This is a genomic window from Brenneria izbisi (assembly GCF_025840185.1).
Taxonomy (GTDB): domain Bacteria; phylum Pseudomonadota; class Gammaproteobacteria; order Enterobacterales; family Enterobacteriaceae; genus Brenneria; species Brenneria izbisi.
The window spans coordinates 478,201-496,813 of sequence record NZ_JAMPJU010000001.1 but is presented as its reverse complement, the minus strand read 5'-3'; the positions used below and the strand labels follow the sequence as shown (position 1 = coordinate 496,813).

The following is an 18,613-nucleotide window of genomic DNA, read 5'->3' as shown; positions in this document are numbered from 1 at the left end:
CGGTGAGTTGGGAATAAATATTGATAGGGTTGGCGCACATCATACGATGAGTGCACAAGGAATGAATAATAGATAAATGCTATATCTGCGCTTGATGACAATTTTTATCTAAATGCTACAGTAGTCTCCTATTCCACGGTTGAGGTGGTTTTTTATTCCAATGGATAGGTAATTGACCAGCATATTGCATGGTGATCAGGTAAAAGAGAGGGGATAAGTAAAAATGCGGGTTGTGATTTTGGGCAGTGGCGTGATTGGTGTCTCTACGGCATGGTATCTGGCGCAAGCCGGGCATGATGTCACGGTGATTGATCGGCAGCCTGAGCCCGCGCTTGAAACCAGCGCCGGCAATGCCGGTCAGATATCGCCCGGCTATTCCGCGCCCTGGGCGGCGCCAGGCGTGCCGCTGAAAGCGATTAAATGGATGTTCCAACGTCATGCACCGTTGGCGATCCGTCCTGATTTCACCGCCGAACAGTTGTATTGGATGTGGCGGATGCTGCTCAATTGCGATAGCCGGCATTACAAAGTCAATAAAGCGCGCATGGTTCGACTGGCGGAATACAGTCGGGATTGTTTGCAAAAATTGCGGCAGGAAACCCAGATTCAGTATGAGGGACGGCAGGGCGGAACACTGCAACTGTTCAGAACCGCGCAACAGTATGAGAATGCGGCGCGCGATATCGCGGTGCTGGAAGACGCCGGCGTGCCATATCAATTGCTGACCAATATGCAACTTTCAACCGTGGAGCCTGCGCTGGCCAACGTAATGGAAAAACTCACTGGCGGCTTGCGTTTGCCGCATGATGAAACCGGCGATTGTCAGATGTTTACCCGCCAGTTGGCTACGAAGGCGCAAGCGCAGGGCGTGGTATTCAAGCTGGGGCGTGAAGTTCGCCATTTGGAAGTGGAAGGTCGGCAGGTAACGGGCGTGCAATGCGATGGGGAAGTGATAACGGCGGATGCTTATGTCATGGCTTGCGGTTCCTATTCAACGGGCCTGCTGCGCGATAGTTTTACCATCCCGGTCTATCCGCTGAAAGGCTATTCATTGACCATTCCTCTGGCGGATGATGCCGCCGCCCCGGTTTCCACCGTATTGGATGAAACTTATAAAGTAGCGATTACCCGCTTCGATCAACGTATTCGCGTTGGCGGCATGGCAGAGATCGTCGGCTTCAATACCGCATTGAATCCGAAGCGCCGCGCCACGCTGGAAATGGTGGTCAGAGATTTGTATCCCCGTGCTGGTCATCTGGCGCAGGCGGAGTTCTGGACGGGGTTACGCCCGATGACGCCAGACGGCACGCCGCTGGTAGGACGTTCGCCGCTGAAAAATCTCTATCTTAATACGGGTCACGGGACGCTGGGGTGGACAATGGCCTGTGGTTCGGGACAACTGTTGGCGGATATCATTTCCGGTAAAACGCCGGATATTCAATCCGACGATCTTTCCCTCTCGCGCTACGCGCAATAGCGTTTACCCGGCTGGAAGCACGCGTCGAATCAACCCGGTCATCTGAATCCTTCAATGACTGGGTTGTTCAGGATATAAATCAGCTTAATGTTGGGACAACGGCGTAATATTGCCTTTCAGTTTTCGCGTCAACAACCGCGCCCACACCGCCAGCAGCGCGGCGCACAGCATCACCACGGAGAGCGAAACCTTGGAGGGCAGAGGCAGCGCCATGGCCGTCAGCCCCAGCACCGCGCCCCCCGCCATCTGAAGGAATCCCACCATTGCCGAAGCAATGCCCGCCTCATTGGAATAAGGCTCCAGCGCATAACTGGTGGCGGGGCCCATCAGGAACGCCAGCCCCGCACAGGCCAGCGCCACCGGCAACATGAAGCTCTGCCAACTGTTTTGCCAGTAAGAAGGCAGCCACATCACGCCAGCCAACATACTCATGCAACCTAACCCCATCAACAGACCGCCCACAGTCAGGCACGCGGGGCGTCCCGCTTTACGGATGATACGGTTGGCAAAAAAGCTGACCAGCATGATCCAGAACCCATTACCGCCGAATGCCAGGGAAAATTGTAATGGCGTCAGTTGCGCGTCACTCATCAACACGACCGACGAAAAGGTGACATAGGTCAACGCCATGCCCATCGCGCCCGCATTGACCAATGCGAAGCCCAAAAAGCGAGGTTCAGTGAGAATGCGTGCGTATTGCCGCAGTGGGATGCCGCGCGACGACAAGGTTGATGCCGGCCTGGTTTCAGGCAGGAAGAAAATGACCAGCGCCAGCAGAATAATGCTGTACGCCGCCAGAAACCAGAAGGGCGCTCGCCAGCCCAAAAACTCCGCCAACAGTCCGCCTAATAATGGCGCTAACGCCGGCACAATATTCAGCGTGCCGTTAAGAAAACCGAAAGTTTTGGCGGCCTCGTCGCCATTCAGTCGGTCGCGTACACAACTGAAGATGGCCACCGAGGTACAGCAGACGGCCATTCCCTGCAAAATGCGCGACGCCATGAAAATCCCGGCGTTGGTCGCCAGCGCCGCCATGCACGCGCCAAGCAGGTAGATGACGACGCCCGCCAGCGCCATAGGACGACGACCATAGCGATCCGCTAATGGACCGGCGGCGAGTTGTCCCACTCCCATGATTAGAATGAACAGGGCGATGGTGGATTGGATCAGCGGCTCAGTGCTGTTTAATTCCTGAGCGATGGTGGGGATCAGCGGTAAATAGATGTCGATCCCTAATGGCCCCAGCAACACCAGCGCCAATAACAACAGAACAAAATTTCTCATATACAACAAAAACCTGAATGTTACTTCAATGCTTTCCTAAATAGGGGGCCTAGGATAATGGTCAGATCAGAGGAAAGAAAGCGTTATCTCCCCTGACGTGGTTAAACCAGAATGTGCGTGACGTTGTCACTTATTCTTAACGGAAAGAGATAGAATCAACCCGATTATCTCTGGCTGATTCTATTTTGAGGAATAAACAATGGTTAATGTCCTACCGTTTGTTTGCGGAAAAGTTCGCGGAATACCGGATAGATATCATCTGGTTCACGAATATGTTGCATGGCGAAGTTATCGAATTCGTCACGCAGCATTTCGTACTCGCGCCACAGCGTCTGATGTGAACGCCGGGTGATTTCGATGTAGCTGTAATATCGCACCAACGGCAGCAGTTGGTTGGCCAGAATCTGATGGCACAGCGGCGAGTCATCAGCCCAGTTATCGCCATCGGATGCTTGCGCGGCATAAATATTCCACTGCGCGGGGTCGTAACGTTCATGCACCACTTCTTCCATCAGTTTTAACGCACTGGATACAATGGTGCCGCCCGTTTCCTGCGAATAGAAAAACTCCTGTTCATCGACCTCTTTGGCCTGCGTGTGGTGACGAATATACACCACCTCGACGTTTTTATAACTCCTGCTGAGAAACAGATAGAGCAGGATATAAAAGCGTTTGGCCATGTCTTTGGTCGCCTGATCCATCGAACCAGAGACATCCATCAGACAAAACATCACCGCCTGACTGGATGGTTCGGCCCGCCGCTCGTAATTTTTATAGCGCAGGTCAAAGGTATCAATGAACGGGACACGGGCAATCTTCTGGCGCAGTTCCGCAATAGCCAGCCGTAAACGTTCCTCCTCCAGAAGCTGGGCCGGCTCGGTATGCACCAACTGTTCCAGCGATTCTTCCAGCGCGTGCAATTCCCGTCGTTTGCCTGCCGTCATCGCCATCCGGCGGGCAAGGGAGTTTTGCAATGAACGTACGACGCTGATATTGGCAGGTACGCCGTTCGCCGTGTAACCCGCTCGGTGCGTCTTGAATTCATTCATCTGCCGATGCTGTGTCTTCTTCAGATTAGGCAGCGCCAGATCTTCAAATAACAGATCCAGATATTCATCCTTGGATATCTGGAACACAAACTCGTCCTGACCTTCACCATCCTGACTGGCCTCGCCTTGCCCGGAACCGCTGCCGCCGCCACCTTGCGGACGCTCGATGCGATCGTTTTGTACAAAGTGGTCATTTCCCGGATGAACACGATGGCGGTGTCCACCGCGGGCCTGGTGAAACATGGGTTCGTTGATGTCTCCATTGGGGATCGAAACGGACTCCCCACTTTCAATATCGGTCACCGAACGCTTATTAATGGCCTCGGCAATCGACTTTTTTATTTGCGACTTATAGCGGCGCAAAAAGCGCTGGCGGTTAACCATGCTTTTGTTTTTGCCATTAAGCCGTCGATCAATGAAATAGGCCATACTTCCCCCAAACAACATTGCCAACTTCATGCATCATTATGATGATTTCCTCACCCGCAGATACCATTCGCACAGCAAACGCACCTGCTTACGGGTATAGCCCTTCTCCATCATGCGATCGACGAAATCATCATGTTTTTTCTGCTCATCCGTTGAGGTCTTGGTGTTAAACGAAATAACCGGCAACAGTTCTTCCGTGTTGGAGAACATTTTCTTCTCAATCACTGTGCGCAATTTCTCGTAACTGGTCCAGTTTGGATTACGTCCGCTATTATTTGCTCTGGCGCGCAGCACAAAATTGACGATTTCATTACGAAAATCTTTGGGGTTGCTGATACCAGCCGGTTTTTCAATTTTCTCCAGTTCGGCATTCAGGGATTCGCGGTCAAACAACTGCCCGGTATCGGGATCGCGGTATTCCTGATCCTGAATCCAGAAGTCGGCATAGGTAACATAACGATCAAAGATGTTTTGCCCGTATTCCGAATAGGATTCCAGATAAGCGGTCTGGATCTCTTTACCGATAAATTCCGCGTATTTTGGGATCAGGTAGCCTTTCAGGTGCTCCAGATATTTCTCAGCCAGATCTTGTGGGAACTGTTCGCGCTCAATCTGCTGCTCCAGCACATAGAAGAGATGGACCGGATTCGCCGCGACTTCACTGTGATCGAAATTGAAGACGCGTGACAGGATTTTAAACGCAAAGCGGGTTGAAAGGCCGTTCATGCCCTCATCCACGCCCGCATAGTCACGGTATTCCTGATAAGACTTGGCTTTCGGATCGGTATCTTTCAGACTTTCACCGTCATATACCCGCATTTTGGAGTAGATGCTGGAGTTTTCCGGTTCTTTCAGCCGGGAAAGGATGGAGAAACGGGCCAGCGTTTCCAGCGTTCCGGGCGCGCATGGCGCATGAGTCAGTTCGCTATGGTTAAGCAGCTTGTCGTAGATTTTGACTTCTTCTGAAACGCGCAGGCAATATGGCACTTTCACGATATAGACGCGGTCAAGGAAAGCTTCATTGTTTTTGTTGTTACGGAACTGCACCCATTCCGATTCATTGGAGTGCGCCAGAATGATGCCGTTGAAGGGCAAGGCGGCAATGCCTTCCGTACCGTTGTAGTTGCCTTCCTGTGTTGCCGTCAACAGGGGATGCAGCACTTTGATCGGGGCTTTGAACATTTCCACAAATTCCATGATGCCCTGATTAGCGCGGCAGAGGGCGCCGGAATAACCGTAAGCATCGGGATCGTTCTGGGCATAGTGCTCCAATTTACGGATATCAACTTTACCCACCAGCGCCGAAATATCCTGGTTGTTTTCGTCGCCTGGTTCGGTTTTGGCGATCCCCAGTTGCGCAAGAATGGAAGGCCAGACTTTGATAACCTTGAATTTGGTAATATCGCCGCCGAATTCCTGCAAACGTTTGGCGGCCCAGGGCGACATGATGGTGCCGAGATAGCGTCGCGGAATGGCGTACTCTTTTTCCAGGATTGCGGCATCTTCCTGTGGGTTAAACAGGCATAACGGGTGGTCGTTGACCGGACTGCGCTCGCCATTGGCGCTAAGAATATAGATGGGGACACGCTGCATCAGCACTTTCAGACGCTCCGCCAGTGAGGATTTACCGCCACCGACCGGCCCTAGCAGATACAGGATCTGTTTCTTTTCTTCCAATCCCTGAGCGGCGTGTTTTAGATACGACACGATCTGTTCTATGGCATCTTCCATACCATAAAACTCTTCAAACGCAGGATAGCGGGCAATGACCCGATTCGAGAATAAACGTGATAAACGCGATTCATGTGCGGTATCCACCATCACGGGTTCGCCGATAGCCATTAGCAATCGTTCAGCGGCATTGGCAAACGCGCTGCGATCTTGCTGGCAGATAGTAAGGAATTCCTGCAATGTGAACTCTTCATCCTTGGCAGCGTCATAACGCTGACGGTAGTGATCAAATATGTTCATAGCGATGCCCGTCCTTCGTCGATTAGCACAGATGATTAAGAGAGCGTGTAGAATGCGTGTGGCCTATATAATATGTATATCCGCTCTCCTTCAAGTTGCCACGGTGCCGCACCTTGATATTGATGGGATATAATGCCCCCCGAAAGATGAAGTCATCCTGAGTACAGCAACCCTTATGCCAACTTGCGATAGCGGGCTGTTTCACGATTTTTTTTTCATGCATACTGACCCGGGAAAATTCACCTTCTCTGTTAAAGCTTAGTTTGCATCCGTAAAATTTCCTCTCCTTGTTAGACATATTTTTAAGACATTTCAATGACTCACTTCCTGCCAATCCCATGTATTATCCCGTAGGGTGGGCGTTGGGGCGGCGTGTCATGTATTCGTCATACGGCGATTTTCTTGATATAACCTGTTTGCTTATCTTATTTTTAATTGATCTTATCGCGTGAGGGTGGGCACAAAGGTGTCGCTTCATGTCCTATCCTTATTCATCCCAATATGTAATAGGAAATAAAACGGTGAAAAACTCTCATGTATGTCTATTGGCAGCGCTTGTTTCCGGCGTTGCGGCATTGCCGGCCGCTTATGCAGCCGAGGTGTCCTTAGGCGTTGGCGCCGCGAGTTCAACTTCCGTGTATCGTGGAGAGGATAATAACGTTTATCCGATCCCGGTATTGAACTATGAAAGCGAGCAATTCTATTTTCGTGGTTTGGGCGGAGGATATTATCTGTGGAATGATGGCGCCAATCGTCTTTCATTGACGGCGTATTACCTGCCGTTGGGCTTTAAGCGCGGCGACAATGACGATCAGCAGATGAAGCAATTGGATAAACGCCGTGGAACGCTGATGGCGGGCGTGGCTTATAGCCACCGGGCCGACTGGGGCGAGGTTCGTACCGTTCTGGCCGGGGATACGCTGGATTACAGTAACGGATTTGTCTGGGATACCGCTTACCTTTATCGCTTCACGCTGGGCGATTTGAGCTTAACTCCCGGCATTGGCGCCACCTGGTTCAGTGAGAATATGAACCGCTATTACTATGGCGTCAGCAGCAAAGAGTCCGCACGTTCCGGTTTTGCTCGTTATCGTCCAGACGATGGCTGGTCGCCTTATCTGGAGCTCAGCGCGAATTACCAGATCAACTCGAACTGGAGCACCTGGGCGGTAGGGCGTTATACCCGTTTATCTGATGAGGTAAAAGACAGCCCGATTGTAGATAGAAGCTACAATGCACTGATGAGTGTGGGCGTCAGCTATCGGTTCTGAGCAGACTTAGCGGTGATGGTGCATTGGTTGCACAATAATGGGGTGTTTTCACCCCATTCGCACATTAATGAGGCAATGGCCCTTATGCTGCTTGTCCAGGATTGTTCAGAGGAGGGCGAAGCTCGATGACTAACAGGAAAGTGGCATTTCCAGATGGAACCACGGTTCCGGCAATGGGGCAGGGAACATGGCATATGGGAGAAAATGCCGAGTTGAGAGCGCAAGAGGTTTATGCGCTACAGGTCGGCATCGCGCACGGATTGACGTTGATCGACACGGCGGAAATGTACGCCGATGGCGGAGCGGAAGAGGTTGTTGGCGAAGCCATTCGCGGGCAGCGCGACAAAGTTTATCTGGTTTCCAAAGTCTATCCGCACAATGCCGGCGGTAAGCAAGCCATCAATGCCTGTGAGCAAAGTTTGCAGCGCCTGAAAACAGATTATATCGATTTATATCTGCTGCATTGGCGCGGTGGTTTTCCGCTGATTGATACGATCACCGCCATGCAAAAGCTACAGCAGGTCGGCAAAATCAGACAGTGGGGCGTCTCCAATCTGGATATTCAGGATATGCAGGAATTATGGTCGCTCAACGGCGGTCAGACCTGCCAAACCAATCAGGTGCTTTATCATCTGGCATCGCGTGGGATTGAGTTTGATTTGTTGCCCTGGTGTCAGCAACATCATGTACCGGTGATGGCTTATTGCCCATTGGCGCAGGCAGGCCGTTTACGTGATGACCTGCTGACGCATTCGACAGTAAAGCGTATTTCCGACGCGCGAGGAATAACGCCTGCTCAGCTTCTGCTGGCTTGGGTAATTCGCCATCCCGATGTGATCGCGATCCCCAAAGCCAGTAGCGAGCAGCATGTGAAAGAAAATGCACAAGCACTGGCGATCGTGCTGACGGCGCAGGAACTGGCGATGTTGGATCAGGCGTTTCCGCCTCCGAGCCACAAACAATATCTGGATGTGGTGTAGGCTAGCGCGCCAGCATTGAAATGGGTGTCCGCGCATCGGCTGACACCCGCTGGCGGAGGGGCTATTTCCTGATTCGAATCAGGCTGGTCAATCGTGCCGGTGAACTGGCGCTGGCGATAAGCGGTTGATTAATGCGCGCGGTTTCTACGCACACAAAGGTTTGATAACCGTCGTCGGTCATATCGCTCATGGTATGCGACAGTTCCGCGCCGGGATTCCAGGCTACCACATCGCTGTGGTTGATGTGGCGCACTTCAATTGTGCGTTGCAGTACCGGATCATTAATCATGCTGACGGGTTGCGGATGCGTGTAAATCCGATCGGTGCGGCCAGTAAACGCCAAATTCCCGGACGCTTTCGACAGATTACCTTGATCGACCTTATCGATAAATGTTTCACCCAGACCGCTGATGCTGATCTCGCTGATATCGCCAACCTGGAAGTAGGTATGCAGTGCGCTGGTGATACTGAAATCCCCATGAGCTTCCAACTCAATACGACACTCTTTACCCAGATGGAAATGGGCGATAAGTGTAAACGCATGCGGCCAGATGGCGCGGGTTTGTTCGTTGTCTCGCAGCGTGAAGGCAAGTTGAACGCCGTCGTCATCTTCGCGGTGCGAGGTAAATTCCCACGGTAAAAGTCGTGCAAATCCATGATTAGGCTCGGCATACGGGCCAAACCAGGGGAAACAGACTGGCACGCCGCCGCGAATGGCCACCTGTTCGGTGAATGGCGTGTTTTCGCTCAACCACAGCACCGATGCTTCATCGACGGGCTGCCAGTTCAGCAGGTGCGCACCCTGTAGCGCGATGGCAGCACGGACTTGCGGATGGTCAACCACGATGACGGGCAGTTGCGCCAACTGACGTTGACTGATGGTGGCGGTAATAGGATTTATGATGGGAAGTTTGAAAATCTTATCGTTCATGATATTGCCTTTTATGGTTGTTATATATGAGCGCATAACGGCTCGTCAGGCAGCAAATAAAAAGGGCGACGCAACGGTCGCCCTTCATCATTGAATCATCACCGATGCTTATTTAGAGATATGGGCGATCAGATCCAAAACTTTGTTAGAGTAGCCAGTTTCGTTGTCGTACCAGGAAACCAGTTTCACAAAGTTGTCGTTCAGGGCGATACCGGCTTTGGCATCGAACACAGAAGTCAGTTTTTCACCGTTGAAATCGGTAGATACAACGTCATCTTCAGTGTAGCCCAGAACGCCTTTCAGTTCGCCTTCAGACGCCGCTTTGATAGCCGCACAGATTTCTTTGTAAGAAGCCGGTTTTTCCAGACGCGCGGTCAGGTCGACAACAGAAACGTTCGGAGTAGGAACGCGGAACGCCATACCGGTCAGTTTGCCGTTCAGTTCCGGGATCACCTTGCCGACTGCTTTAGCCGCGCCGGTAGAAGAAGGGATGATGTTCTGTGACGCGCCGCGGCCGCCGCGCCAGTCTTTGTGAGACGGGCCGTCAACGGTTTTCTGCGTAGCGGTGGTCGCGTGAACGGTGGTCATCAGCGCTTCAACGATACCGAAATTGTCGTTGATGACTTTAGCCAGCGGAGCCAGGCAGTTAGTGGTGCAAGACGCGTTGGAAACGATTTCCTGACCCGCGTAAGCTTTGTGGTTTACGCCCATCACGAACATTGGGGTGTCATCTTTGGACGGACCGGTCAGAACCACTTTCTTGGCGCCCGCGGTAATGTGTTTACGTGCGGTTTCATCAGTCAGGAAGATACCGGTTGCTTCAGCAACCACGTCAACGTTGACTTCATTCCATTTCAGGTTGGCCGGATCTCTTTCTGCGGTAACGCGGATGGTTTTACCGTTAACAACCAGATGACCATCTTTAACTTCCACTGTGCCGTTGAAACGACCATGCGTAGAGTCATACTTCAGCATGTAAGCCATGTATTCGGCATCCAACAGATCGTTGATGGCAACGATTTCGATGTCAGAACGCTCTTGCGCAGCACGGAAAACAATACGTCCAATACGGCCAAAACCGTTGATACCTACTTTGATAGTCATATATTCCACCAGATAATTGGTTAGTGAATAAAAGGTTGGTTGTAAAATTACAAAAACCTTGCTGAGCGTCAAGCGGAATCGTGTCAATAGTTGCTGTAAGTCAATCCTCTGACTAACCTTTGAACGAAACTCCACCATTGCTGTAACTCAGGAACATCCAAGGCTGGTATGATGTTGTATTACATCATATAAAGCCCGGCTGAGTTAAAATTGTGACCTTTATCACAATTAGAATTTGTTCATAATCACGGTGTCTATATTATGCCAAAATGACCTGTAAGGTTGTTAATTTTTTGTTATAATTAGTGATTATTTTGACAGACAACACACTCTGCGAGATTACCATGACGAACGAACCCACCCGGCAAACGCCCCCTGATGACCTTGAGCTAACCGAAATGCAACGTTATGTCACACAGCAGCGGGGGACTGAACCAGCCTTTTCCGGTAAGTTGCTGCATAACAAACGTACCGGCGTTTATCACTGCCTCTGCTGTCAGTCGCCACTGTTCTATTCCGATAGCAAATATGATTCCGGCTGTGGCTGGCCGAGTTTTGATCAGCCGGTATCCTCGCAGGCGATTCGCTATCTGGAAGACGATTCACACAACATGCGCCGTATCGAGATTCGCTGCGGACACTGTGACGCGCATCTGGGACATGTCTTCCCCGATGGCCCCAAGACCACCGGGGAGCGCTACTGCGTCAATTCCGCCTCGCTCAGCTTTATTGACGGGGTAGACGGAGAGCGGGTTGACGGTTAACTCGTGATATAACGCAGACGATTATATCAAGTTTTGCTTTAATCGATTCAGCAAAAAATGCGGATTGATGATGCGCAAGCCACAGACAAAATCGATAAATATTCCACTGTGCAGGACCAGGATATGCAACTTGATGACCTGATTGATGCGATGACGCCCGAGATTTATCAACGCCTGGCAACGGCGGTAGAACTGGGGAAATGGCCGGATGGCGTGGCGCTGTCGACGGAACAGAAAGAGAACTGCCTGCAAATAGTGATGCTGTGGCAAGCTCGTCACAATCAGCAGGCGGAGCATATGACGATTGGCGCCAACGGTGAGATCGTGATGAAAAGCAAACAGGAACTGAAGCAACAATTCTATGACGGCGCCGCCATCATCACGCTCAAACCTTAGTTATCATCCTCATCCATGAATAGCAGCGGCGGAGCTCAGGCTGGCGATAACCTGCGCCAGCGTCAGTAGATTGGCGCCGTGCTGCGCCATTTCCGCTAACGCCTTCTGGCTGTCGTCAGGGCTAAGATTTACGCCGCGGCACCCCTCGACCAGCACGTCCGTTTGATACCCCAGATCAAGCGCATCCAGCACCGTGAATTTCACGCAATAATCCGTCGCCAGCCCCATGATGGTCAAATGAGCGATCTTGCGGGCTTTCAGCCAGCTATCGAGCTGAGTTTGGGCGCGATGCCCGTTATCAAAGAACGCGCTGTAGCTGTCGATATTGGCTTGCGTCCCTTTCTGAACCACCCATTCGATAGCCTGTTGATTGAGTGCCGGATGAAATTGCGCGCCAGCTTCCCCTTGTACGCAATGCACCGGCCACCAGATTTGCGGTAAGCCATCCAGTTCACCCGTTTCACCGACATTGGCATGTGCGTTGACGGCAAAACTACCATGATTGGCCGGGTGCCAGTCCTGACTGGCAATCACCGGAACGTTGGCCGTCAGACAGGCGCTGATGACATGATTGGCAATCTCAATGACCTGATCGCCCTCACTGACCGGCAATGCGCCGCCGGGACAAAAGTCATTTTGTAAATCAATCAATAACAGCGCTCTGCTCATGTGTTCACTCCATAATTAAATTCATTTTCAATGGGTTAATCGCTATCGCTTAACTCGCCCCGTAAATTTTTCCGCATCTGTTGTCTGATTTCATCGGAACTGAGATCTTGCTGGCTGAGTAGATAGTGCAGCTTGGTCAAGGCGGCTTCCACCGTCATGTCAAAACCGCTGATGACGCCAGCTTGCGCCAGTGCATTGCCGGTCGCATAACCCCCCATATTCACTCGGCCAGAAATACACTGCGTTAGGTTTACTACGACAATACCGCGTTCTGAAGCCTGGCGTAACTCATTCAGCAAACCAGGACTCTGAGGCGCATTGCCTACGCCGTAAGAACGGAGGATCAGCGCTTTGACCGGCTGACGCAGGAAGTTGCTCACCACATCGGCGGAAATGCCCGGATAAATGGTAATCACCCCGATAGGTTGCGGCGTGATGTGATGAACTTTCAACTGCGGGCCATTCTCACCTGTTGCGGCGGGAGCGAAACGGCGAATATGAATGCCGGCTTCCAGTAGCGGCGGATAGTTGGGGGAGGCGAAAGCATCAAAGCCGTCCGCGTGTGCTTTGGTGGTCCGGTTGCCGCGTAATAACTTATTGTTGAAGAACAGGGCGACCTCATTCACCGGGTGGTTGGCGGCGACATAGAGCGCATTGAGCAGATTGGTTTGTCCGTCGGAACGCAGTTCCGCTAAAGGAATTTGTGACCCTGTCACAATAACCGGCTTCGCCAGATTTTCCAACATGAACGAAAGTGCAGAGGCGGTAAAAGCCATGGTGTCAGTACCGTGCAGAATGACGAAGCCATCGTAGTGGTCGTAATGCTGCTGAATATCATCCGCGATAGCTTGCCAATCCGCGGGTGTCATATCGGAAGAGTCAATCAACGGGGAGTATTCATGGATAGTAAACGCCGGCATCTCAGCACGGTGAAATTCCGGCATCTGAGCCAACTGTTGTTGGAGATGCCCGGACACGGGAATATAACCGTTGCTGGAGCGTTGCATCCCGATCGTGCCGCCAGTATAGGCCACATAAATGGATTTTTTCTGCATAGGTGTGTGTATAAGGGTAAAAAACGATTATAGGGCAACAACAAAGGAAAACAGCCCGGTATTTGAACCGGGCTGCGGTATTTAGCGAACTTCTCCACAGTTCAGGCACAAGGCATATCGGTTCTGCGGATCGTTGAAGTTATTCATGATAGCGGGTTGCGAGCGCACCGTTTCAGACAACTGCGCTACTGGCGCGGGCAGCATGGATTGCACGGCGGCTGGCAGCCAGGCGTAAACAGACGCATTGACCTGATTCAGCAGCGAATCCAGCAGACCGGGTTGCTCCGTATACCAGTTCAACTGGTATTTACCCAGTTTCGCCAGTTCTGCGGCTTTTTTCACGGCATCGTCAAAGTCGCCCAATTGGTCGACCAGACCATTTTCTTTCGCATCGCTGCCGACCCAGACATGCCCTTGAGCAATCTGATCGATTTGCTCCGGTGTTTTCTTACGCGCCTGAGCCACAATATCGATGAAGTTTTTGTAACCACGCTCAATGCGGAGTTGCATCATCTGACTGAATTCTGGCGGCAACGTCTTGGTTATCGAGAGATCCGCCAGTGGAGAAGTGGCGACGCCGTCAGTATACACGCCAATGCTGTCCAGCGAGTTTTCGAAGGTGGTGATGACGCCAAAAATGCCGATGGAGCCGGTTAATGTGCTCGGACTGGAAATAATCGCGTTAGCCGGTGTTGAAATCCAGTAACCGCCCGATGCCGCCATGCCGCCCATGGAAACCACCACCGGTTTGCCTGCCAGCCGCGTGGTCATCAATTCGGCGCGGATCAGTTCGGATGCGGTTACACTGCCGCCCGGACTGTTGACGCGCAGTACCAGCGCTTTCACCTTGGGATCCAGTCGCGCATTACGAATCTGGGCCGCTGTGGTGTCGCCGCCAACCATCCCCGGCGTTTCCTGCCCATCGATAATTGCGCCATTGGCAAAAATAACCGCGATCTGATTGTTATTCTGCACCGGCGGCGTCGTAACGTAGTCGTAAATGCTGGTGAAATTAAAGTTGTTCGTTTTGTTGTTCCAGCCAAATGTTTTGACCAGTGTCTGCTCGATAACTGAGCGGGAAGCCACTTCGTCAACCAGTTTGTTCTGCAAGGCATAATTTGCCGTGTCGCCATCAACCGACTGCAAACCGGCAATCACGCCCGCCGCGCCGGGGAACAGTTGCTCTGGGGTGATCTGACGATTGGCGGAAACGGTATTCAGATATTGCTGCCATAGCGAGTTGACCCACTGGCGATCCGCATCCCGTGCGGCATCGGACATATCATCGCGCAGATAGGGTTCGACCGCGGATTTATACGTACCGACCCGGAAAATATGCGTCGTGACCTTCAGCTTATCCAGCAGAGATTTGAAGTAGAGGTTATTGGTTGCCAGACCATGCAGATTGACATCTCCCTGCGGTGTCAGCGCAATCGTATTGGCAAAGCTGGCCAGATAATATTGTGACTGGTCGAAACTGTCGCCAACGGCGTAAATCGGCTTACCGCTGTCGCGGAATTCACGTAACGCCTTGCCGATATATTGCAATGAAGGCTGATCGGCGCCGGTAAAATCGCTCAGATCCAGCACCATACCGGTAATATTGTCGTCATTTTTCGCCTGACGAATGCTGTCGACAATATCAAATAGCGAGTTTTCCTGACGACGATTGCTGGATGCGCCGAAAAACTCACGACTTAATTGACGTAATTTATTATTTACCGACGGTTGATCGACAACCACCCCGGTCAAATCAACCAGCAATGCCCCACGCGTCGTTTCTGTCGGAGAACTCGTAAATTGTGAATAAATCCCGACGCCGATCAGAATGAGCGCGATAAGAAAAATGTTGAGAATAAATTCTCTGATAAAATTAAGCAGACGCCACGTCCACTTAAAAAGTCCGCTAAAAACTCGCCACAATGTGCGCATAATATCTCCGAGATCGGGAAAATCGCCTGGAATCGCTCCCAAAGGCTGTTTTACAGGCATGTTGATACCGGACAGCGGTACGCTCCGGTAACAGGTAGCCATTCAAAAATGTTTCGTTTGGTTGTCTGTGTGCTGTCAACGCGAAGCCTGTCCGCGATAATTCAGCCTTAGTGTAATAGCCCCTAATATCCTAATGAGCGAGCCACTAAAAGTCAGCATTAAATAATACCCCAGACGCCCTGAATTGGGGCTATCTTGTAACAAAACTTCTACTTGTGCTACCGTGGCGCGCAACGTTGTCCTATCCCGATAGGTTTCGCGTTACGGGAAGCCAGCACACCAGCGACTTAAACGTAAACGAGATATCTCAGAAATCAGATTGCCATACAGGAGATGTGTGATGGATGCTCTCAAACTGTTGCTCAACCGCCGATCGGCGTCACGCCTGACAACACCCGCGCCGGCCGGCGACGCCCTGAGCAATATTATCCAGGCCGGGATGCGTGCGCCGGATCATGGCACGTTGCAACCCTGGCGGTTTTTTGTCATTGAGGGGCAGGGCCTGGCGCGTTTTAGCGCGGTGCTGACTGAAGCGGCGCAAGCGGAAGGTATGGACGAAGCCGGTATTGATAAAGCGCGCCAGGCGCCTTTCCGCGCACCGCAGATCATTACGGTTGTGGCATATTGCGAGGAACATCCGAAAGTTCCGATCTGGGAGCAGGTTGTTTCTGCCGGTTGTGCGGTTCAGGCGATGCAAATGGCGGCGCTGGCTCAGGGCTTTAACGGTATCTGGCGCAGCGGCGCCTGGACGCACAGCCCGCGTGTTCGTGCAGCATTTCAGTGCCGCGAGCACGATGAGATCGTCGGATTCCTCTATCTGGGGACGCCGATGCTGAAAGCGTCGACTACGGTTACGCCGCTCGACCCGGAAAAATTTGTTCAGTACTTCTGATAAGCGCCAATTGAAAATGTCGTGTTCACCGACGAAGCTGACGCGCAATTGTGCCGCACGGCGTCGGGAAACATGCTTTCAGCGCAACGGTGGGTAATGCGACTTTTTATTGCCGAAAAGCCCAGCCTCGCGCGGGCGATTGCGGATGTGCTGCCTAAACCGCATCGACGTGGCGACGGTTTTATCGCCTGCGGGCGGAGTGATGTCGTCACCTGGTGCGTCGGGCATCTGCTCGAACAGGCGCAGCCGGATGTTTATGATACGCGCTATGCGCGTTGGTCCCTGGACGATTTACCGATCATTCCGCAAAAGTGGTTGCTGCAACCGCGTTCATCGGTCAGCAAGCAGCTTAATGCCATCAAAAAATTACTGGCTGACGCCGACGAAATTATTCATGCGGGCGACCCCGATCGTGAAGGGCAATTACTGGTTGATGAAGTGCTGGAATATCTGGCGTTGCCGACAGAAAAACGACACCAGGTGCGTCGTTGTCTGATTAACGATTTAAATCCGCAGGCGGTGGCGCGCGCCGTTTCGCGCTTGCGGGAAAACCGTGAGTTTATTCCGTTGTGCGTGTCCGCGCTGGCCCGTTCACGCGCGGACTGGCTGTATGGCATAAATATGACTCGCGCCTACACATTGCTTGGGCGCAATGCCGGTTATGACGGCGTGTTGTCGGTTGGTCGCGTTCAGACGCCGGTGCTTGGTCTGGTTGTGCGGCGTGATGAAGAAATCGAGAATTTTGTCCCCAGGGATTATTTCGAGGTGAAAGCGCATATCGTCACGCCAGCCGATGAACGATTTGTGGCGATCTGGCAACCCAGCGAATCCTGTGAACCCTATCAGGATGAAGAAGGACGACTGCTCAATCGGGCCCTGGCGGAGCATGTTGTTAAGCGAATCGACGGTCAACCTGCTTTTGTCACCGGCTATAATGATAAACGTGAGTCTGAAACCGCGCCGTTGCCTTACTCGCTGTCCACATTGCAAATTGAAGCCGCCAGGCGTTTTGGGCTTAGCGCGCAGCAGGTGCTGGATATTTGTCAGCGGTTGTATGAAACCCACAAACTGATCACCTATCCGCGCTCGGATAGCCGTTACTTGCCTGAAGAGCATTTTGCGGGGCGCCATGCAGTATTGAACGCCATTTCGCTGCATCAGCCCGCGTTATTGCCGCAGCCCGTTATGGACATAGATCGGCGCAATCGCTGCTGGGATGACGGCAAAGTGGACGCGCACCATGCGATTATCCCGACGGCGCGCAGCGCCGGCACGACGTTATCGGATAATGAGAGCAACGTTTATGGTCTGATTGCGCGGCAATACATCATGCAATTCTGCCCCGATGCGGTTTTTCGCAAATGTGTTATCGAACTGGACATCGCGGGCGGTAAATTTTTGGCGAAAGCGCGTTTTCTGGCGGAAGCGGGCTGGCGAACGTTGCTGGGCGGCAAAGAGCGTGATGAGGAGAATGAGGGGACGCCGTTGCCCGTGGTTGCCAAAGGTGATGAACTGTTGTGTGAGCGTGGCGAAGTGGTTGAGCGACAGACGCAGCCGCCCAGACCGTTTACCGATGCGACCTTGTTATCGGCTATGACTGGTATTGCGCGCTTTGTGCAGGATAAAAATCTGAAAAAGATCCTGCGTGCGACTGATGGTCTTGGCACTGAAGCGACGCGCGCCGGCATTATCGAACTGTTATTCAAGCGGACATTCCTGTTCAAAAAAGGACGTTATATTCATGCCAGCGAAACGGGTCGGGCGTTGATCCATTCGTTGCCGGACAGTGCCGCACTGCCGGATATGACCGCCCATTGGGAAGCGACGCTGACGCAAATCAGTGAAAAGCAATGCCGTTATCAGGATTTCATGCAGCCGTTGACGCATTCGCTACAGGAAATGATCCGCCAAGCCAGACAAAACCGGGCTGTCAGTGCGTTCAAGGGAATGTCCGCACCGCCGGCTCGCAGTAAAAAACGGCGAAAGCCTCAGCCTAATGGGAAGGAGCGGGAACAATGAGATTACGAGCGTTTATGGTTATTCTCGGTGCGGTTTCAGCACTGCCGTCAATGGTTCTGGCCAATCGCGGCGAAACGGACATTGTGGTGCCGGTTCCCGCCGAAGTATGGGGTTCAGGCTCTGCCTCGCGCGGGCAGCAGCAGAATACCTGCATCCGCTGCTGCGTTTACGAAAACCGCAACTATTCGGAAGGCGCGGTGCTGAAAACAGAAGGGGTATTGCTTCAATGCGTGCGCGATAAACAAACGCTGGGCACTAATAATTTGATTTGGCAGTTAATCAAACAGTAACGTTCTGAAAGCCGACGATCACGCCGTGCGGCATCTTCGA

The 18,613-nt window shown here is 52.2% G+C and carries 16 protein-coding genes; 8 read left to right on the top strand and 8 right to left on the bottom strand.

The genetic code is table 11. The features are described from left to right. Nucleotides 1–223: 223 nt before the first annotated feature. A complete protein-coding gene (locus NC856_RS02275) occupies nucleotides 224–1,477 on the top strand; it encodes a D-amino acid dehydrogenase (RefSeq protein ID WP_264088785.1) in 1,254 nt (417 codons plus the stop codon). 84 nt (nucleotides 1,478–1,561) lie between these two features. Here NC856_RS02275 and NC856_RS02270 read toward each other — a convergent pair whose 3' ends face one another. The 3 genes from NC856_RS02270 to yeaG form a co-directional block, all read right to left on the bottom strand. Then, nucleotides 1,562–2,761 (bottom strand): multidrug effflux MFS transporter, encoded by a 1,200-nt coding sequence (locus NC856_RS02270; protein WP_264088784.1) that lies wholly within the window; start codon nucleotides 2,759–2,761, stop codon nucleotides 1,562–1,564. A 203-nt stretch (nucleotides 2,762–2,964) separates the two neighbouring features. Continuing rightward, complete coding sequence (locus NC856_RS02265) at nucleotides 2,965–4,239, bottom strand: YeaH/YhbH family protein (protein ID WP_264088783.1); 1,275 nt, start codon at nucleotides 4,237–4,239, stop codon at nucleotides 2,965–2,967. Between the two features lie 36 nt (nucleotides 4,240–4,275). Continuing rightward, complete coding sequence (gene yeaG, locus NC856_RS02260) at nucleotides 4,276–6,210, bottom strand: protein kinase YeaG (RefSeq protein WP_264088782.1); 1,935 nt, start codon at nucleotides 6,208–6,210, stop codon at nucleotides 4,276–4,278. Between the two features lie 521 nt (nucleotides 6,211–6,731). Here yeaG and NC856_RS02255 point away from each other — a divergent pair. Beyond that, nucleotides 6,732–7,481 (top strand): MipA/OmpV family protein, encoded by a 750-nt coding sequence (locus NC856_RS02255; RefSeq protein ID WP_264101766.1) that lies wholly within the window; start codon nucleotides 6,732–6,734, stop codon nucleotides 7,479–7,481. 125 nt (nucleotides 7,482–7,606) lie between these two features. Continuing rightward, a complete protein-coding gene (locus NC856_RS02250) occupies nucleotides 7,607–8,461 on the top strand; it encodes an aldo/keto reductase (RefSeq protein ID WP_264088781.1) in 855 nt (284 codons plus the stop codon). 61 nt (nucleotides 8,462–8,522) lie between these two features. Here the strand turns inward: NC856_RS02250 and NC856_RS02245 are convergent, their stop codons facing one another. Next, on the bottom strand, nucleotides 8,523–9,392 hold the full coding sequence (locus NC856_RS02245; RefSeq protein WP_264088780.1) for a D-hexose-6-phosphate mutarotase: 870 nt from the start codon (nucleotides 9,390–9,392) through the stop codon (nucleotides 8,523–8,525). A gap of 108 nt (nucleotides 9,393–9,500) precedes the next feature. After that, nucleotides 9,501–10,496, bottom strand: a complete 996-nt coding sequence (gene gapA, locus NC856_RS02240; RefSeq protein WP_264088779.1) for a glyceraldehyde-3-phosphate dehydrogenase — start codon at nucleotides 10,494–10,496, stop codon at nucleotides 9,501–9,503. Between the two features lie 344 nt (nucleotides 10,497–10,840). On the opposite strand from gapA, the gene msrB reads away from it, so the two are divergent. Both msrB and NC856_RS02230 read left to right on the top strand, forming a co-directional pair. Continuing rightward, nucleotides 10,841–11,260 (top strand): peptide-methionine (R)-S-oxide reductase MsrB, encoded by a 420-nt coding sequence (gene msrB / locus NC856_RS02235; protein ID WP_264088777.1) that lies wholly within the window; start codon nucleotides 10,841–10,843, stop codon nucleotides 11,258–11,260. A 123-nt stretch (nucleotides 11,261–11,383) separates the two neighbouring features. Then, complete coding sequence (locus NC856_RS02230) at nucleotides 11,384–11,656, top strand: YeaC family protein (protein ID WP_264088776.1); 273 nt, start codon at nucleotides 11,384–11,386, stop codon at nucleotides 11,654–11,656. Nucleotides 11,657–11,665: 9 nt separating this feature from the next. Here the strand turns inward: NC856_RS02230 and pncA are convergent, their stop codons facing one another. From pncA to sppA, 3 genes are all read right to left on the bottom strand, one after another. Beyond that, nucleotides 11,666–12,325, bottom strand: a complete 660-nt coding sequence (gene pncA / locus NC856_RS02225; protein ID WP_264088775.1) for a bifunctional nicotinamidase/pyrazinamidase — start codon at nucleotides 12,323–12,325, stop codon at nucleotides 11,666–11,668. A gap of 35 nt (nucleotides 12,326–12,360) precedes the next feature. Next, nucleotides 12,361–13,380 (bottom strand): asparaginase, encoded by a 1,020-nt coding sequence (gene ansA, locus NC856_RS02220; RefSeq protein WP_264088774.1) that lies wholly within the window; start codon nucleotides 13,378–13,380, stop codon nucleotides 12,361–12,363. A gap of 81 nt (nucleotides 13,381–13,461) precedes the next feature. Further along, nucleotides 13,462–15,312 carry a signal peptide peptidase SppA gene (gene sppA / locus NC856_RS02215; RefSeq protein WP_264088773.1) on the bottom strand — a complete coding sequence of 617 codons (1,851 nt, stop codon included), beginning with the start codon at nucleotides 15,310–15,312 and terminating at the stop codon, nucleotides 13,462–13,464. Nucleotides 15,313–15,712: 400 nt separating this feature from the next. On the opposite strand from sppA, the gene NC856_RS02210 reads away from it, so the two are divergent. The 3 genes from NC856_RS02210 (at nucleotide 15,713) to NC856_RS02200 (ending at nucleotide 18,573) form a co-directional block, all read left to right on the top strand. Beyond that, on the top strand, nucleotides 15,713–16,264 hold the full coding sequence (locus tag NC856_RS02210; RefSeq protein WP_264088772.1) for an NAD(P)H nitroreductase: 552 nt from the start codon (nucleotides 15,713–15,715) through the stop codon (nucleotides 16,262–16,264). Between the two features lie 96 nt (nucleotides 16,265–16,360). After that, nucleotides 16,361–18,283: a DNA topoisomerase III gene (locus NC856_RS02205; protein ID WP_264088898.1), complete on the top strand. Its 1,923-nt coding sequence runs from the start codon at nucleotides 16,361–16,363 to the stop codon at nucleotides 18,281–18,283. Then, nucleotides 18,280–18,573 carry a YnjH family protein gene (locus tag NC856_RS02200; protein ID WP_264088771.1) on the top strand — a complete coding sequence of 98 codons (294 nt, stop codon included), beginning with the start codon at nucleotides 18,280–18,282 and terminating at the stop codon, nucleotides 18,571–18,573. Before NC856_RS02205 ends, NC856_RS02200 begins: the two co-directional genes overlap by 4 nt. The last annotated feature ends 40 nt before the right edge of the window (nucleotides 18,574–18,613 follow it).

What these genes read in the sequence shown, in the direction of transcription:
- NC856_RS02205 (WP_264088898.1), top strand. Translation starts at nt 16,361, where the DNA reads ATGCGACTTTTTATTGCCGAAAAGCCCAGCCTCGCGCGGGCGATTGCG.
- NC856_RS02270 (WP_264088784.1), bottom strand. Translation starts at nt 2,761, where the DNA reads ATGAGAAATTTTGTTCTGTTGTTATTGGCGCTGGTGTTGCTGGGGCCA.
- NC856_RS02250 (WP_264088781.1), top strand. Translation starts at nt 7,607, where the DNA reads ATGACTAACAGGAAAGTGGCATTTCCAGATGGAACCACGGTTCCGGCA.
- NC856_RS02275 (WP_264088785.1), top strand. Translation starts at nt 224, where the DNA reads ATGCGGGTTGTGATTTTGGGCAGTGGCGTGATTGGTGTCTCTACGGCA.
- pncA (WP_264088775.1), bottom strand. Translation starts at nt 12,325, where the DNA reads ATGAGCAGAGCGCTGTTATTGATTGATTTACAAAATGACTTTTGTCCC.
- NC856_RS02265 (WP_264088783.1), bottom strand. Translation starts at nt 4,239, where the DNA reads ATGGCCTATTTCATTGATCGACGGCTTAATGGCAAAAACAAAAGCATG.
- NC856_RS02230 (WP_264088776.1), top strand. Translation starts at nt 11,384, where the DNA reads ATGCAACTTGATGACCTGATTGATGCGATGACGCCCGAGATTTATCAA.
- ansA (WP_264088774.1), bottom strand. Translation starts at nt 13,380, where the DNA reads ATGCAGAAAAAATCCATTTATGTGGCCTATACTGGCGGCACGATCGGG.
- sppA (WP_264088773.1), bottom strand. Translation starts at nt 15,312, where the DNA reads ATGCGCACATTGTGGCGAGTTTTTAGCGGACTTTTTAAGTGGACGTGG.
- msrB (WP_264088777.1), top strand. Translation starts at nt 10,841, where the DNA reads ATGACGAACGAACCCACCCGGCAAACGCCCCCTGATGACCTTGAGCTA.
- gapA (WP_264088779.1), bottom strand. Translation starts at nt 10,496, where the DNA reads ATGACTATCAAAGTAGGTATCAACGGTTTTGGCCGTATTGGACGTATT.
- NC856_RS02200 (WP_264088771.1), top strand. Translation starts at nt 18,280, where the DNA reads ATGAGATTACGAGCGTTTATGGTTATTCTCGGTGCGGTTTCAGCACTG.
- NC856_RS02245 (WP_264088780.1), bottom strand. Translation starts at nt 9,392, where the DNA reads ATGAACGATAAGATTTTCAAACTTCCCATCATAAATCCTATTACCGCC.
- NC856_RS02210 (WP_264088772.1), top strand. Translation starts at nt 15,713, where the DNA reads ATGGATGCTCTCAAACTGTTGCTCAACCGCCGATCGGCGTCACGCCTG.
- yeaG (WP_264088782.1), bottom strand. Translation starts at nt 6,210, where the DNA reads ATGAACATATTTGATCACTACCGTCAGCGTTATGACGCTGCCAAGGAT.